Annotated in this window: 15 protein-coding genes; 13 read left to right on the top strand and 2 right to left on the bottom strand. The window is 34.6% G+C overall.

All coding sequences use genetic code 11. The features are described 5' to 3' along the window. Positions 1–130 precede the first annotated feature (130 nt). The 13 genes from ACQY22_RS05910 to ACQY22_RS05850 all read left to right on the top strand — a co-directional run bounded on the left by ACQY22_RS05910 (position 131) and on the right by ACQY22_RS05850 (position 10,949). Positions 131–1,330 (top strand): argininosuccinate synthase, encoded by a 1,200-nt coding sequence (locus ACQY22_RS05910; protein ID WP_428323783.1) that lies wholly within the window; start codon positions 131–133, stop codon positions 1,328–1,330. After that, on the top strand, positions 1,327–1,494 hold the full coding sequence (lysW/argW, locus tag ACQY22_RS05905) for an alpha-aminoadipate/glutamate carrier protein LysW (RefSeq protein WP_012215670.1): 168 nt from the start codon (positions 1,327–1,329) through the stop codon (positions 1,492–1,494). Before ACQY22_RS05910 ends, lysW/argW (ACQY22_RS05905) begins: the two co-directional genes overlap by 4 nt. Beyond that, complete coding sequence (lysX, locus tag ACQY22_RS05900; protein ID WP_428323782.1) at positions 1,494–2,351, top strand: lysine biosynthesis protein LysX; 858 nt, start codon at positions 1,494–1,496, stop codon at positions 2,349–2,351. The genes lysW/argW (ACQY22_RS05905) and lysX (ACQY22_RS05900) overlap by 1 nt, the downstream gene beginning before the upstream one ends. Positions 2,352–2,379: 28 nt before the next feature. Next, positions 2,380–3,426 carry an N-acetyl-gamma-glutamyl-phosphate reductase gene (argC, locus tag ACQY22_RS05895; protein ID WP_428323781.1) on the top strand — a complete coding sequence of 349 codons (1,047 nt, stop codon included), beginning with the start codon at positions 2,380–2,382 and terminating at the stop codon, positions 3,424–3,426. Positions 3,427–3,428: 2 nt separating this feature from the next. Continuing rightward, positions 3,429–4,232: a [LysW]-aminoadipate/[LysW]-glutamate kinase gene (locus ACQY22_RS05890; protein WP_428323780.1), complete on the top strand. Its 804-nt coding sequence runs from the start codon at positions 3,429–3,431 to the stop codon at positions 4,230–4,232. Beyond that, complete coding sequence (locus tag ACQY22_RS05885) at positions 4,225–5,406, top strand: aspartate aminotransferase family protein (RefSeq protein ID WP_428323779.1); 1,182 nt, start codon at positions 4,225–4,227, stop codon at positions 5,404–5,406. Before ACQY22_RS05890 ends, ACQY22_RS05885 begins: the two co-directional genes overlap by 8 nt. After that, positions 5,393–5,812: an HTH-type transcriptional regulator LysM gene (gene lysM / locus ACQY22_RS05880; protein WP_428323778.1), complete on the top strand. Its 420-nt coding sequence runs from the start codon at positions 5,393–5,395 to the stop codon at positions 5,810–5,812. The genes ACQY22_RS05885 and lysM overlap by 14 nt, the downstream gene beginning before the upstream one ends. A gap of 116 nt (positions 5,813–5,928) precedes the next feature. Then, entirely contained in the window at positions 5,929–7,092 is a 1,164-nt protein-coding gene (locus ACQY22_RS05875) for a LeuA family protein (protein WP_428323777.1), read from the top strand. Between the two features lie 21 nt (positions 7,093–7,113). Beyond that, complete coding sequence (gene lysW/argW, locus ACQY22_RS05870) at positions 7,114–7,281, top strand: alpha-aminoadipate/glutamate carrier protein LysW (protein WP_012215677.1); 168 nt, start codon at positions 7,114–7,116, stop codon at positions 7,279–7,281. Continuing rightward, positions 7,278–8,120 (top strand): lysine biosynthesis protein LysX, encoded by an 843-nt coding sequence (gene lysX / locus ACQY22_RS05865; protein WP_428323776.1) that lies wholly within the window; start codon positions 7,278–7,280, stop codon positions 8,118–8,120. Before lysW/argW (ACQY22_RS05870) ends, lysX (ACQY22_RS05865) begins: the two co-directional genes overlap by 4 nt. Positions 8,121–8,123: 3 nt before the next feature. After that, positions 8,124–9,251, top strand: a complete 1,128-nt coding sequence (locus tag ACQY22_RS05860) for a M20/M25/M40 family metallo-hydrolase (RefSeq protein ID WP_428323775.1) — start codon at positions 8,124–8,126, stop codon at positions 9,249–9,251. Next, on the top strand, positions 9,251–10,288 hold the full coding sequence (dph5, locus tag ACQY22_RS05855) for a diphthine synthase (protein ID WP_428323774.1): 1,038 nt from the start codon (positions 9,251–9,253) through the stop codon (positions 10,286–10,288). The genes ACQY22_RS05860 and dph5 overlap by 1 nt, the downstream gene beginning before the upstream one ends. 40 nt (positions 10,289–10,328) lie before the next feature. Continuing rightward, positions 10,329–10,949, top strand: a complete 621-nt coding sequence (locus tag ACQY22_RS05850) for an adenylyltransferase/cytidyltransferase family protein (RefSeq protein ID WP_428323773.1) — start codon at positions 10,329–10,331, stop codon at positions 10,947–10,949. Positions 10,950–10,973: 24 nt separating this feature from the next. Here ACQY22_RS05850 and ACQY22_RS05845 read toward each other — a convergent pair whose 3' ends face one another. Continuing rightward, a complete protein-coding gene (locus tag ACQY22_RS05845) occupies positions 10,974–13,196 on the bottom strand; it encodes a sensor histidine kinase (RefSeq protein WP_428323772.1) in 2,223 nt (740 codons plus the stop codon). Next, positions 13,186–14,529 (bottom strand): urea ABC transporter substrate-binding protein, encoded by a 1,344-nt coding sequence (urtA, locus tag ACQY22_RS05840; protein ID WP_428323771.1) that lies wholly within the window; start codon positions 14,527–14,529, stop codon positions 13,186–13,188. The genes ACQY22_RS05845 and urtA overlap by 11 nt, the downstream gene beginning before the upstream one ends. Positions 14,530–14,614 lie beyond the last annotated feature (85 nt).

The raw sequence follows: 14,614 nt of genomic DNA, 5'->3' as shown, positions 1-14,614 counted from the left end.
CAGCGTTATATTTGGCGGTTAAATAATCATCGAATTTTAGCTCAAGCTAGCCAAGAATTTTTTGCAAAAGAAATGATTTGCAAGCCTATCACAAAAGATAAATTCCAAAATACGACGGAAAAGATGTTTTATGACTCAAAAAGGAATTCTTGCATTTTCTGGAGGACTAGACACTTCAGTTGTTGTAAAGTATCTACAAGATGAACACGACATGGATGTTATTACAGTTACAGTAGATGTTGGGCAAGGTGAAGACAATAAAATAATTGCAGCAAAGGCAAAAAAATTAGGAGTAAAAAAACACTACAATATAGATGCAAGAAAAGAGTTTGTAAAAGATTACATTTTCCCATCAATTAAAGCAAATGCACTTTATCAAAAGAAATACTGTCTAGCAACAGCTCTTGCAAGACCATTAATTGCTGAAAAAGTTTTAGAAATTGCAAAAAAAGAAAAAGTAACATCTCTAGCTCATGGTTGTTCAGGAAAAGGAAACGACCAAGTACGTTTTGATATTACATTACGTTCTGGTTCTAATCTACCAATCATTGCACCAATTCGAGATAAGAATTTAGACAGAGTTACAGAGTTAAAATTTGCAAAGAAACACGGAATCAAAATTGATACTGTAGCAAAAAAGTTCAGCATTGACCAGAACTTGTGGGGTCGTGCAATTGAGGGCGGAGTACTAGAGGATCCATACAACGAACCACCAGATGATGCATTCATTTGGGTTAAGACAAAAAATTTACCAGACAAACCAACATACTTGGAAATTAAATTTGAGAAAGGAATTCCTGTAGCAGTTGACGGTAAAACAATGGATGGTCAAAAGTTAATTGAATACATCAACAAAAAAGCAGGAGCTGCAGGAGTTGGAATTATTGATCATATCGAAGACAGAGTTGTTGGAATAAAATCAAGAGAAGTCTACGAGACTCCAGCTGCCACTTGTTTGATTGAAGCACATTCAGATTTAGAAAAAATGGTCCACACAAAACACGAAAACAAGTTCAAATCAATAATTGATGATGAATGGGCATACCTAGCATATTCAGGATTGTGGCAAGACCCACTAAAGATAGATTTAGACGGATTTATCGAAGCATCCCAAAAACCGGTTTCAGGAACAGTCAAGCTAAAGATGTACAAAGGAAGCCTAAGGGTAGTTGGAAGAAAATCCAAGAACTCACTTTACAGCCATAAAATTGCTACTTATGGTACAGAGTCCACATTTGACCAAAAATTGGCCAAAGGATTTGTAGAATTGTGGGGAATGCAATCAACAGAAGCTAATAAATTACAAAAGAAAAGGTCAAAAAAAATATGAACTGCCCAGAATGTGACGCAACACTAAACATCCCAGATGATGCCGCAGTAGGAGAAATTGTTTCCTGTCCTGATTGTGGAGCTGACTTTGAAATCGCAAAAAAAGACGGATCAAATGTTGAGCTTAAACAAGCAGAAAGCGTAGGCGAAGACTGGGGAGAGTAATGTCAAAAGTCTGTATTGTGTTTGACCGCCTAAGAGCCGAAGAAAAGATGCTTCAAAAAGAAGCAGATGAACTAGGACATGATACGGTGATGCTGGATGCAAAGATTACTCAAGTCAACACAGATAGTAAGAAAGAAGATTTTGACTTGGGAGAGGTTGTTTTAGAAAGATGTGTCAGTTACTTTAGGGGATTGCACTTTACTGCAAGTCTTGAATTTATGGACATTCCGGTTCTAAACAAGTTTGATGTTGCAAGTGTTTGTGGAAACAAAATGTTCATGACGTTGCTTTTGAAAAAAGCAGGGGTGCCAACACCAAAAACATATTTTTCATTTACAAGTGAAAGTGCATCTGAGAATTTAGAAAAAGTCGGATACCCACTAGTAATCAAACCAGTAATTGGTAGTTGGGGAAGAGGGGTAATGCCAATTAAAGACAAAGATACGTTTGATGCAATTTCAGAAATCAGAGATATTACAGATAGCCCACATGATAGAATTTACTATTTACAGGAATTAGTAGAAAGACCACCTAGAGATATTCGAGTTATTACTGTTGGAGATGAGCCTGTTGCAGCAATGTACAGAAAGTCTTCAGGAGGATTCAAGACAAACATTGCACTTGGTGCCGATCCAGAGCTTTGTGAGATCACAAAAGAGATGGAGGATATGGCTGCAAAAGCATCAAAAGCAATGGGAGGAGGAATTTTAGGAATAGACATGATGGAAGACGAAAAGAATGGTCTAGTTGTTCATGAAGTCAATAATACAGTAGAATTTAAGGGATTGGCAAGAGTTGCACAACGAAATATACCAAAAGAAATGGTAGAATTTGCTCTAAACTACGTTAGGAAATAAATTATACTCCATTACGAGGAGGTTTATCATGAAAGTAGGTGTTGTAGGAGCATCAGGATATGTAGGTGGAGAGACATTACGTCTTTTAGTCAATCACCCAAATGTTGAGATCACTACAGTTACATCAAGACAACATGTAGGAGAGTATCTACACAGAGTTCAACCAAGTTTGAAGGGTTTTACCGATCTTACTTTCTCAGAATTAGATTACGATAAATTAACTGACAAATGTGATTTGGTTTTCACAGCAGTGCCACATGGAACTGCCACAGAAATTGTAAAAGCGTTGTATGATAGAGGTATCAAGATTATTGATTTGAGTGCAGATTATAGATTACATAATCAAGAAGGATATGACAAATGGTATGGTTGGGAACATCCACATCCAGATTATCTATCTAAATCAGTTTTTGGAGTACCAGAATTACACAGAGAAGAAATCAAAAAAGCACAGCTTGTTTCATGTCCAGGATGCATGGCAGTAACATCAATGTTAGCACTTGCTCCATTGATTAGAAATAACATTATTGATACAGAACACATTGTAGTAGATTCTAAAATTGGTTCATCAGGTGCAGGTTCTGGTTCAGGAACTGCACACGCAATGAGAGCAGGAGTCATTAGACCATACAAACCTGCAAAACACAGACACACTGGGGAGATTGAACAAGAGCTAAGTGAAATTGCAGGAAAGAAAATTCATGTTTCAATGAGTCCACATGCAGTAGATGTTGTTCGTGGAATTCTTTGTACAAACCACACATTCATGAATAAAGATGTTGATGAAAAAGAATTGTGGAAATTATATCGTCAAACTTATGGTGAAGAGAAATTTGTAAGATTAATTCGAGACAAAAAAGGATTATACAAATTCCCAGATCCAAAATTCTTGGTTGGTTCAAACTTTTGTGATATAGGATTTGATTTAGACGAAGACAACCATAGATTAATTGCATTATCTGCATCAGATAACTTGATGAAAGGTGCAGCAGGTTCTGCCATCCAAAACATGAACGTAATGTGTGGTTTTGATGAAATGGACGGACTAAGATATACACCACTAACACCTGTTTAGAAATGATTACTATCAAAATTGGTGGAAGTGTAGTAGATGATTTACATCCATCAACAATTGCAGACATCAAAAAAGTTGCAGAGTCAGAAGGAGTGATTCTAGTTCATGGTGGAGGTAAAGAAGTTACCAAAGTTTGTGAACAACTTGGAAAAGAGCCAAAATTTGTAACATCTCCTAGCGGAATTAAAAGTAGATACACAGACAAAGAAACCGCAGAGATTTTTACAATGGTAATGTCTGGCAGAATCAACAAAACAATTGTTCAGATGCTTCAAAAAAACGGTATTAATGCAATTGGATTATCAGGTGTTGATGCCAAAATTATAGAAGCAGACAGAAAAAAGAAGCTCTTAATTGTAAATGAAAAAGGACGAAAACAAGCAATTGATGGCGGATATACTGGAAAAATTAGAAAAGTTAATGCTAGTTTCATAAAATTGCTCTTGGATCAAGGTCTTACGCCTGTCATTTCACCTATTGCAATGAGTGAAGAGTCTGAATTTCTCAATGTAGATGGAGACAGAGCAGCAGCATATGTTGCAGGAAAGGTAGGAAGTGACAAAGTATTATTCATCACAAATGTTGATGGTTTGCTAATGGATGATAAGGTTGTTCCAAAACTAACACTAGCTGAAGCAAAAGAGATTAGACCAAAGATTGGACCAGGAATGGAAAAGAAGATTTTAGCATCAACTGAGGCATTAGATATGGGAGTTGAAAAAGCACTCATTGCAAATGGTCAAAAAGAAAATCCAGTTTCATCAGCTATTGCACATGATAATTGTACGGTGATTGAACATGAGTGAAGATCAATACATGGGTAATCTCTATCAGAGATTTCCAGTTACAGTTGAAAAAGGAAAAGGAGCTCATGTGTGGGATGTTGATGGAAAAGAGTACATTGATTGTATGGGAGGATATGGTGTAGCACTAGTAGGACATCAAAATCAAAGAGTCAATGATGCAATCAAAGAACAAGTTGACAAAATTATTACAGTACACAGTTCACTTTACAATAAAACAAGAGAAGAGTTTTTGAAAACATTAATTGGTTTAGCACCTAAAGAACTAACACAAGTACATCTTAACAACAGTGGTGCAGAAGCAATTGAAGCTGCAATAAAGTTTGCAAGAAAGTTTACAGGTAAAAAAGGAATGGTTGCAATGAAAGGTTCGTACCACGGAAAATCATTTGGAGCATTATCATTAACATTTAATCCAAAATACAAAAAAGCATTTGCGCCTCTTGTGGAAAAAGTTTCATTTGCATCTTATGGAGACATTGAATCATTACGTGAGGTAATTGATGATGATACTGCATTTGTAATTTTAGAACCAATTCAAGGAGAAAGTGGAATTATTGTTGCACCAGATGGTTTCTTGCAAGATGTAAGAAAGCTTTGTGACGAGAAAGGAATTCTGTTAATCTTTGACGAAATACAAGCAGGTTTAGGTAGAACAGGACGATTATGGGCTTGTGATCATTGGAACACAGCACCAGATATTTTGTGTTTAGCAAAAGGAATTGCAGGGGGAGTTCCAATGGGTGCAACTCTTGTAAGACCAGATATCTTGGCTTCTATTAGCAAAGGTGAACATTCTTCAACTTTTGGAGGAAATCCAATATCATGTGCTGCAGGAATTGCAGCACTCAAATCAATTACAGAAGATGGATTGATTGAGAATTCTGAAAAGATGGGAAAAATTTTCAGAGAAGGTTTAGAAAAATTAAAGGAAAATCACACCATGATCAGAGAAATTCGTGGTAAAGGACTCATGATAGGTGTAGAGATGAAGTTCGAGGTTAGAGATATTTTGATGGGATTGATCAGAGAAGGTGTTCTTATGCTATATTCTGGAAGAAATATTCTAAGAATTCTACCTCCATTAGTAATAACAGAAGAAGATGTAACAAAAGTTTTACATGCTCTAGATATCATACTAACTGAAGAGGAGAAAAAGCGAAATGTACAAGGATAACGTAGACGAAAAAATTATTGGGTATCTAAAAGAAGACTCAAGAGAATCATTTGTAGACATTGGAAAGAAACTAAAACTTTCTGAATCAGCAGTAAGAAGACGTGTAAAAAATCTCGTAGGAAATGGGACTATCAAGAAATTTACTTTAGAACTAGGTGAAGAAAATGCAACCAGTGCAATTGTTTTAGTCTCAGTTGATTCTGCAACAGACACATCAAAAGTTTCTTTGAAACTTGCAAAGCTTGATGGTGTAAAAACAGTTTATGAAATTACAGGACAATACGACATTACGACAATTATGAGTGCATCAAGTATTGCAGAGATTAACAACAGTATTGATGCTTTAAGAAAAATTCCTGGTGTGGTAGACACCAACACTGTCATTATTTTAAGAAAAGTTATCTAAAACGACTTTCGTTTCAAAATTTTAATTCAAAACTAGTTTAGGATCGTTTTTAGTTATTTCCAACGAAACTAGTACGAATATGTTTATATCATCAATTTATGTTAACGAATTCTGTAATGAAAGATCCGAATCACTATGCAAACATATACAATGCATATGAAAAGAATCCAAAGAAGATTAGAGTATTAGATAGTACTCTAAGAGAAGGAGAACAACATCCAGGTGTTTCATTTACAAACAAACAAAGAATCCAAATCGCATGGATGTTAGATTATTTCGGCGTAGACCAAATTGAAATTTCACCAGTTGTATCAAGTGATCATAAAGAAGCAACAAAGACAATCATTAAACAAGGACTAAAGGCAGATATTGTTTCTCATGGACGTGCTCTTAAACAAGACATTGACACATCATTAGACTGTGACGCAAAATGGTGTGCAGCATATCTGGGGATTTCAGACATACACCTAAAAGACAAACTTCGCATCACAAGAGAAGAGGCATTAGAGAGAGCAGTGGAAACTGTAGAGTATGCAAAATCACATGGATTAAAAATTAGATTTACAGTAGAAGATGGAAGTAGGGCAGAGCCAGAATTTTTACTCAAAGTTTGCAAAGCAATAGAAGAAGCAGGTGTTGACAGAATTAGTCTTCCAGACACAGTTGGAATACTTCGTCCTATTGGAATGTATAATTTTGTAAAGAAGGTAAGAGATTCTATTGATGTCCCACTAGATGCACATGTACACAATGATATCGGATTTGCAGTGGCTAACGCTTTTTCAGCATGTGATGCAGGAGTTGATCAAATTCACACAACCATTGATGGTATTGGAGAAAGAACAGGAATTCCTCCACTTGCAGAAGTTGCAGTTGCATTAACATACTTGTACAAATCACCAAATGATTTCAGATTAGATATGTTACTAGATTTATCTAGATTAATTGAAGATTATACAATAATCAAGCCTTATGATTCAAAACCAATAGTTGGTTCTTCAGCATACAAACACAAGGCAGGAACACACCTTGCAGCAATACTCAGAAATCCTGCAGCCTATGAGCCTATTCCTCCTAGAGCAGTAGGCAACAGAAGAAGAATCGTATTTGGAGAATTGGCAGGAAAGACAGGAGCAGCTTATCTCATGTCACTATTAGGATTAGAAAAAGACGATGAAAGTGCAAAAGCAGTTGCAGCTGGATTAAAGGGTCTTAGAATGGGAGATCTAATTGAAATTCCACTTGAAGATAGACTTGAAAAAATAATTAATGATAAATAGAGAGGAGGTGGAGAAGAGAATATGTCAAAATGTGAAGAATGTGATGCAGATATTTCTATACCAAGTGATGCACTTGAAGGAGAAATTGTAACATGTCCGGAATGTGGCGCAAGTTTTGAATTAGCAAAAGGTTCAGACGGTTTCGATCTAAAGCCTGCCCAAACGGTTGGCGAGGATTGGGGACAGTGAGTCCTGACGTTACTATTCTTTATGATACCATCCGTTGGGAAGAAAAAGGCCTACTAGAAGCAGGTAAGAAAAAGAACATCAACATACAGATGGTAGATTGTAAGAAGTTAGCAATAGATTTAGAAAAAAAACCTGAAGATTATGGTGTAGTTATACAAAGGTGTGTAAGTTATTACAGAAACTTGCATTCAACTGCAGCACTTGAAGGATTAGGAGTCAAAGTAATCAATTGTCTTAACACTGGAATTTTTGCAGGAAACAAGTTATTCACACATATGTTGTTAAAGAAAGCTGGAGTTCCAACACCAGATGCAACAGTTGCTTTCTCAAAGGATGCAGCTCTTGGAGCACTAGATTCACAAGGATATCCCAAAGTAATCAAACCAACAGTTGGAAGCTGGGGTAGATTAATCTCAAAGTTAAACGATAAAGATTCTGCTGAAGGAATTATTGAAAGTAGAGAGAACATGTATCCAATTTATCAAGTTCATTATCTAGAAGAGTTTGTAAAAAGACCACCTAGAGATATCAGAGCAATTATGGTAGGTGACAAAATTGTTGCAGCTATTTACCGTAATTCTGAGCATTGGAAAACAAACATGGCACTGGGAGGAGTTGCAGAGCCATGCGAGGTAACACAAGAAATGGAAGAAATGTGTATTAAGGCAAAAAATGCAGTTTATGGAGATATTGTAGGTGTAGATTTGATGGAAAGCGAAGAGAAAGGATTAGTGGTTCACGAAGTAAACAATACAACAGAATACAAAAACACTGTTAGAGTATGTGAAGTAGATATTCCTTCACTAATGCTAGACTATGCACTAAATATAGAGAAGTAAGAATTGGACACTCATTTTACAGTAACACCAAGATTTGCAACAAAAATGCTTGAGAAAGCACTGCGATTGTACACGCCATCTCTTAGTGAAAAACCAATGGCAGAATTTCTTGCAGACAAGTGTGATGATTTAGGATTTGAAGATATACAAATTGATGAAGTTGGTAATGTAATTGCCAAAAAAGGTTCAGGCAGTCCAAAAATTATGTTGTGCGGACACATGGATGTTGTTCCAGGCAAAGTAAAGGTAAGAAAAGAAGGAGATTCACTTTATGGCAGAGGTGCATCGGATGCAAAAGCACCATTAATGGCAATGCTATTTGCTGCAGCATCAATACAAAACAATAATGGAACAATAATCTTTGTTGGTGCAGTTGATGAAGAAGGAAATGCAACAGGAATAAAGAATCTAGTCAAAAAAGAAATGGATGTAGATTATGCTGTTTTTGGCGAACCAAGTGGAATCAAACAAGTTACAATTGCATACAAAGGACGTTTAGCAATAAATCTCAAGGTAACTGTAGAGGATAGTTCACATGCTAGTGCGCCATGGCTTTCAAAAAATGCAATTTTAGAATCAATGATATTTGCAAGAGAATTAAAAGAAAAACTAGAAGAAAACCAAGAGGACAGGACAAAAGGAATGTTGCTTACTGCAACTATGACTGAAGTCAGGGGCGGAACTAGTCATAATGTTACACCAAAAGAATGCGAGACTACATTTGATATCAGAATTCCAGTTGATATGAATTGTAAATCAGTTGAACAAAAAATTGCAAATCTAGTCAAGGAGATTTCAGAGGAAAGAGAGGTAGAGGCATTTTATTCAATTCTTGATGAAACAGAGCCATTTGAGGCAGCACATAATTCTCCTCTAGTGCGTGCATTCACGCTTGGAGTTATGGATGTAGAACATACTAGGCCAAAATTAATCAGAAAAACAGGTACTGGAGACATGAATGTGCTAGGAACTCAATGGAGTATTCCAGTTGTAACATATGGTCCAGGAGATCCTCATGAAGCTCACACCATTGATGAAAAGGTCTCAATTGATGAATACCTTAGGGGAATAGAAATTCTCAAAAAGATGCTACAGCATTTAAAAAGACTACACGATAGAAAGATGCAGTAATGCTCTGGTTTGTAGGTTTAGGAATTTCAGGATTCAAATCCATTCCAAATGAAGCAATTGATGTTTTAGCAAAAGCTGACATTGTGTATCTTGAACAATTCACAAGTCCAATTGGTAAATCAGATCTAACCAAAATCAAAAATGCAACAAAGGGAGAATTTAGACCTGCAAAAAGATGGTTAGTAGAAGATGGAAACGAGATTTTAGAGAATGCAAAGAAAAAGAAAGTTGTATTGTTATCGTATGGAGATCCATACATAGCTACAACACATATCGAGTTACGAGAAAGAGCAATTAAAGAAAAAATAAAAACACATTCCATTCATGCATCTTCATCACTAACTTCAATGATTGGAGAGTGCGGTTTGCACTTTTACAAAGTTGGAAGAATTGCAACAATAATGAGTGAGATGAAATCACTAACAACTCCATACTATGTAATTTACAAAAATGTTATAGAAGGAAATCACACTGTACTTCTTTTGGAATTTAATCAAGACAAAGATTTCTTTTTAGATCCCAAGGATGCATTGAACGGATTATTAGAAACTGAGAAAGGTCAAAGAAGAAAAGTAATCAGTTCATCAACCTTTGCCATAGTTGCATCAAGAATAGGATTCAAAGACCAAGAGATAGTTTCAGGTAAAATTTCTAGCCTAAAAAAGAAGGATTTTGGAAAACCACCACATACAGTGATAATTCCAGGAAGATTACATTTTACAGAATCAGATGCATTGAAGGTTTTAGGAGAATGTATTGATGAGCCATACGATAATGCAGAGAAAACAAGAAAGATTTCTGCTCAAATGATTGAAAAATACGTTCCAATGGTCAGAGAAGCACTAGAAGAGGTTGAACCCTACTATAAGGACCAAAAAGAGTTTCAAATAATTTTAGAAAATGCAGAGTTGTATGTTAGAGACGCAGAGAAATTTTTGGAAGATGGTCAAGATGAGGTTGCCATACTAAGTATCGGTTATGCAGATGGACTAGTTGATGCGTTGAGGTTAGCCAAAGGCTTGGATCCCAAAATGTAATTTCAGCGATGAATTAAAGAGAGGGAGAAAAATAGGAAAAATGTTGGAATCAAGTAAAAAAATAATTCTTTCTGCAATTTACGTATCTCAAATTGATGGTACTAACCCAATTGAAAAAATCAAAGAAAGTACAGCATTATCAGATGATAAAATAAATTCAGAAATTGATGAGTTGATAAAAAATCAATTTGTCAATGAAGACAAAAAATCACTAACTGAATCAGGACGAAATTCTTTGAAGGTTGTTTTAGCTGGAGGTGTTTTTGATATTATTCATCCAGGACACATACACACTCTAAATGCTGCAAAGAAACTAGGCGATGTTCTTGCAGTAGTAGTTGCCACAGATAACACTGCAGTTAAAATGAAAAAAAGACAACCATTACACTCCCAAGAACAAAGGCAAGAATTAGTTAACTCATTATCCATGGTGGATCTTTGCCTAATTGGACAAGAAGATGATATTTTCAAGACTGTAAATAATGTGAGACCACAGATAATTGCATTAGGGTACGACCAAGTTCATCAAGAGAAATTCATTACAGAAGGATGCAAAAAAATCAATCTAGATGCAAAAGTTGCAAGGCTACAATCCCCAATTCCAGATAGTTCTAGCTCAAAGATTCAAAAAGAATACGGTGAATCAATTCACGGAATTTGATTATTGAAAAATTGTATAATTTTTTCAGATTTCACCCTCTTTTTGCGGAATGTTTATCGTAAAAGTTGTAGGGTTATTTTTAACAGATATTGTACCACCGTGTTGTTCTACGAGATTTTTTACGCTAGCAAGTCCCAATCCTGTTCCTTTTTGTTTTGATGTAGTTAACGGATCAAATATTGCTTCTATTGGTTTTATAGTGATACCAATACCTGAATCTTGTATTTGGATAACAATTTTAGAATCAATTTTTGACAAAATAATTTCAATATTTCCTCCATCTTCAAGTGCTTGAATAGAATTAAAAATCAAATTAACTAAAATGACATTCATTTTTTCTTTATCACCTATCATAAAAATTTCATCATCTTTGATGGTGATTTTTACATTGGAAGGAACTTGTAAAGTATCAATTACTTCAGTTACAAGTTCAGTAAGGTTGAATTTAGAGTAGACTAGTGGCGTATCACGCAAATATTCTAAAACGTCATCTAGTTGATGTGTGATTCTGTTAATGGACGTGTCAATTCGACGGAAGTCTTCTTCATCAATTTGTTTTTGAATTTTCAATAATTCAAATTCACTTTTTATTATTGCCAGAGGATTTCGGATATCATGAGAAATTCTAGCAGATAGTTCACCAATAGCACTAAATCTTTCTGCACGAACTAATCTATCTGTGAGATTTTTTTGTTCAGTTATGTCGTTTCTAATTGAAACATATTCTGAAATTTGTCCATCCTTATCTAAGAACGGAATAATCGTAGTATCATTCCAAAACAAAGTTCCATCTTTAGCAGTATTACAAATTTCACCATGCCAAATTTTTCCACTTGAAATCGTGGTCCACAAATCTTTATAGAATCCAGGAAGATGAATTTTTCTAGATCTCAAAATATCTTGACGTTTGCCTATAAGTTCATTTTTTGTGTATTTTGAGGCTTTGCAAAATCTCTCGTTAACATAAGTTATTTTTCCATTTTTATCGATTATACTTACTGTAGATGATTCTTCAAGTGCTTTTCTAAGATTCTGTTGTATGGTAATTTGCTCTTTTACATCAGTTGTGTCCTTTAGAGTTTGAACCATATTTTGGAAATTTCTTGTTAGTTGACCAATATCGTCTCGGGAATTTTCTGCAGTTTTGATATCAAAATTGCCCTGAATAATTTGTTCAGTAGCATTTTGGAGTTTTTTAATTGGGGATGTAAAAGTAGATGCAAAATAAAGTGCCATGCTTACCATACCTATCAAAACTATACCAAAAATAGAAACCGTCAAGATTTGGAAGGATATAATTTTCTGAAATGCTTCATTTTTGTCAACTTCGGCAACATAACTCCAACCAGTTTCTTTTACAGGAGAGACAGAACCAACAACAATCGCTCCCAAATAATTAGAATATCCATTTAAGTTCAATTCAGTAGTTTCATTATTTGATATTTTTAGAATTTCAGTAAATTGATTGGTATTTGGCTCAATAGCTTGGTAATTTAGTTCAGGTCTTGTATTGATAAAATCAGAACCAACTGAATCATCAAAATATTTTGGTTTTGATAGGAAATATCCTTCAGAAGTTACCAAGTATGAGTTTGAGGTAACAAAATCATCTGATTGAGATATTAAAATTGTCTTAAAGAGATTGGCTCGGACAGTAAGTATTCCTTCGATACCCGCTTCACCTTCAATTGGAGATGAAACATACAAAGTTGGAATGTTTAATTCATAGTTACCAAATTCGTTTGGTAATAGATATGCAGATAGAAGTACTTCACTAGTTTGAATATTTTCTTTTATAGATTGTTCAAAATGTTTTTGGTTTTTTAGATCTGCAATAGGTGGAACTAAATCAGTATAAAATAAAATTTTTCCAGTTTTTGCATTACTAATTGTAAAACTTTGTACTTCTGGAAAAGAATCAGAAAGTATGTAAAATTGATTTTCTAATTCATAACGATTTTTGAATATGTCAGATTTTTCAAGATTTTCATTTGATAATTCTTTAGTAGATGTTACGATGATTTCAGTTTGCGCTATTTGGGAAATATTATCTTTTAGTTCATATAGTTTCTCTGAAATATTTTTTGAACCAGTTTCTGAGACAGATGATAATTTATTTTTTAAAGTATTTGATTCAGTTTCTATTTTATCAACATAGTAAAATGTGCTTAACACAACAAGAGGAACCAAACTTACTAACAATAATAGAAAAAGTAATTTTTTAGAATAAGTTAATTCAAATTTCATTTTTATCTCCTTGAGAAATCAAAACAGGGTTTGCCCAATTTTCATCCCATCCAAAATAGAGATCTTCAAGAAATGAATTCCATTGATCTTCAGTTTTATAATCAGGAAATGGTTCAGGATGGATTGGTTTTTCAGAACTTGAAACTATTTTAAATTGGCCATCAGGTAGAATTTTCCCTATTCTTACAACCTTTGAAAGATGTTGAGTTTCAGGATCAATTCCTATAGCCCCTTTTGGAGAATTTATCGTCAGCCCCCTTAATGCATCACACACTTGAGTGGTTTCAGTGGTGCCTACAGACTCTACTGCTTTAGCATATAGATACACCCCAACATATCCAGATACCATAGGGTCATCAACTACGCGTTCCGAACCATATTTTTTCTTAAAATTATCTACAAATTCTCTATTTTTTTCATTTGAAAGACTTTGAAAATAATTCCAAGAAGCATAATCTCCCTGCAGATATTCTACACCAAGATTGTGTATCTCATTTTCTGCAATACTAAATGAAATAGTTGGAATTTCATCAGATTCAATTCCTTGTTGTCGTAGCTCTTTGAAAAAGGCAACATTACTATCACCATTAATAGTATTTAGAATCACATCAGGTTTTGACTCAGAAATTTTTTCTACAACATCATCAAAATATTGATCTCCTAATAGTTTGTATTCTTCTCCTACAACAGTACCACCTAATTCATGAATTTTAGATTTAATAATTTCATTTGCACTTCTTGGAAAAACATAATCAGAGCCAACTAAGAAAAATTTTGTTCCAAGATTAACAAATGCCCATTCTACTGCAGGTAAAACTTGTTGATTAGGAGAAGCTCCTGTGTAGATTATGTTGGGAGATTTTTCTAATCCCTCGTATTGAACTGGATAAAATAATAGATGTTCATGTTCTTCAAAAATTGGTTTCATGGTTTTTCTGCTAGCAGATGTCCATCCTCCAAATACAACATCAACGTCTTCATTTACTATAAGATTTTCAGCTTCATATGCAAAGACATCCCAATCAGAACTGCCATCCTTTACAATAGGTATTATCTCTCTACCTAAGATTCCACCCTTTGCATTAATTTCATCAATTGCCATTAGTGTGGAATCAACAACTGACTTTTCACTAACGGCCATTGTTCCAGAAAGAGAATGAATAATACCCACTTTGATTGGATTTTCTCTATCCAAAGGAACTGCTACATAATCAGAAGTAAATTCAAAATGAGGATTTTGACTAATGTCCATAGTTTGTAGATTAAAAATTCCAACGCCCAGAACAATTATGATTGAAATCCCAAGTGCAGAAAAAAGAATGAGTTTATTCATTAACAAGGTATGAGTGTATTAGATTCTTATTACTATTTTGTAGAATTCCAACCTTAATTCATAATGGATAAAAATTTAGTTATTC

Source organism: Candidatus Nitrosopumilus sp. (assembly GCF_965263415.1).
Classification (GTDB): domain Archaea; phylum Thermoproteota; class Nitrososphaeria; order Nitrososphaerales; family Nitrosopumilaceae; genus Nitrosopumilus.
Note: the sequence above shows the minus strand (reverse complement) of the source record. Positions and strands in the feature narration are given on the sequence as shown.

Coding starts and splice junctions, on each gene's coding strand:
- ACQY22_RS05845 (WP_428323772.1), bottom strand. CDS start 13,196: ATGAAATTTGAATTAACTTATTCTAAAAAATTACTTTTTCTATTATTG.
- lysX (WP_428323782.1), top strand. CDS start 1,494: ATGTCAAAAGTCTGTATTGTGTTTGACCGCCTAAGAGCCGAAGAAAAG.
- lysM (WP_428323778.1), top strand. CDS start 5,393: ATGTACAAGGATAACGTAGACGAAAAAATTATTGGGTATCTAAAAGAA.
- ACQY22_RS05890 (WP_428323780.1), top strand. CDS start 3,429: ATGATTACTATCAAAATTGGTGGAAGTGTAGTAGATGATTTACATCCA.
- argC (WP_428323781.1), top strand. CDS start 2,380: ATGAAAGTAGGTGTTGTAGGAGCATCAGGATATGTAGGTGGAGAGACA.
- urtA (WP_428323771.1), bottom strand. CDS start 14,529: ATGAATAAACTCATTCTTTTTTCTGCACTTGGGATTTCAATCATAATT.
- ACQY22_RS05850 (WP_428323773.1), top strand. CDS start 10,329: ATGTTGGAATCAAGTAAAAAAATAATTCTTTCTGCAATTTACGTATCT.
- ACQY22_RS05875 (WP_428323777.1), top strand. CDS start 5,929: ATGAAAGATCCGAATCACTATGCAAACATATACAATGCATATGAAAAG.
- lysW/argW (WP_012215670.1), top strand. CDS start 1,327: ATGAACTGCCCAGAATGTGACGCAACACTAAACATCCCAGATGATGCC.
- lysW/argW (WP_012215677.1), top strand. CDS start 7,114: ATGTCAAAATGTGAAGAATGTGATGCAGATATTTCTATACCAAGTGAT.
- ACQY22_RS05885 (WP_428323779.1), top strand. CDS start 4,225: ATGAGTGAAGATCAATACATGGGTAATCTCTATCAGAGATTTCCAGTT.
- ACQY22_RS05910 (WP_428323783.1), top strand. CDS start 131: ATGACTCAAAAAGGAATTCTTGCATTTTCTGGAGGACTAGACACTTCA.
- dph5 (WP_428323774.1), top strand. CDS start 9,251: ATGCTCTGGTTTGTAGGTTTAGGAATTTCAGGATTCAAATCCATTCCA.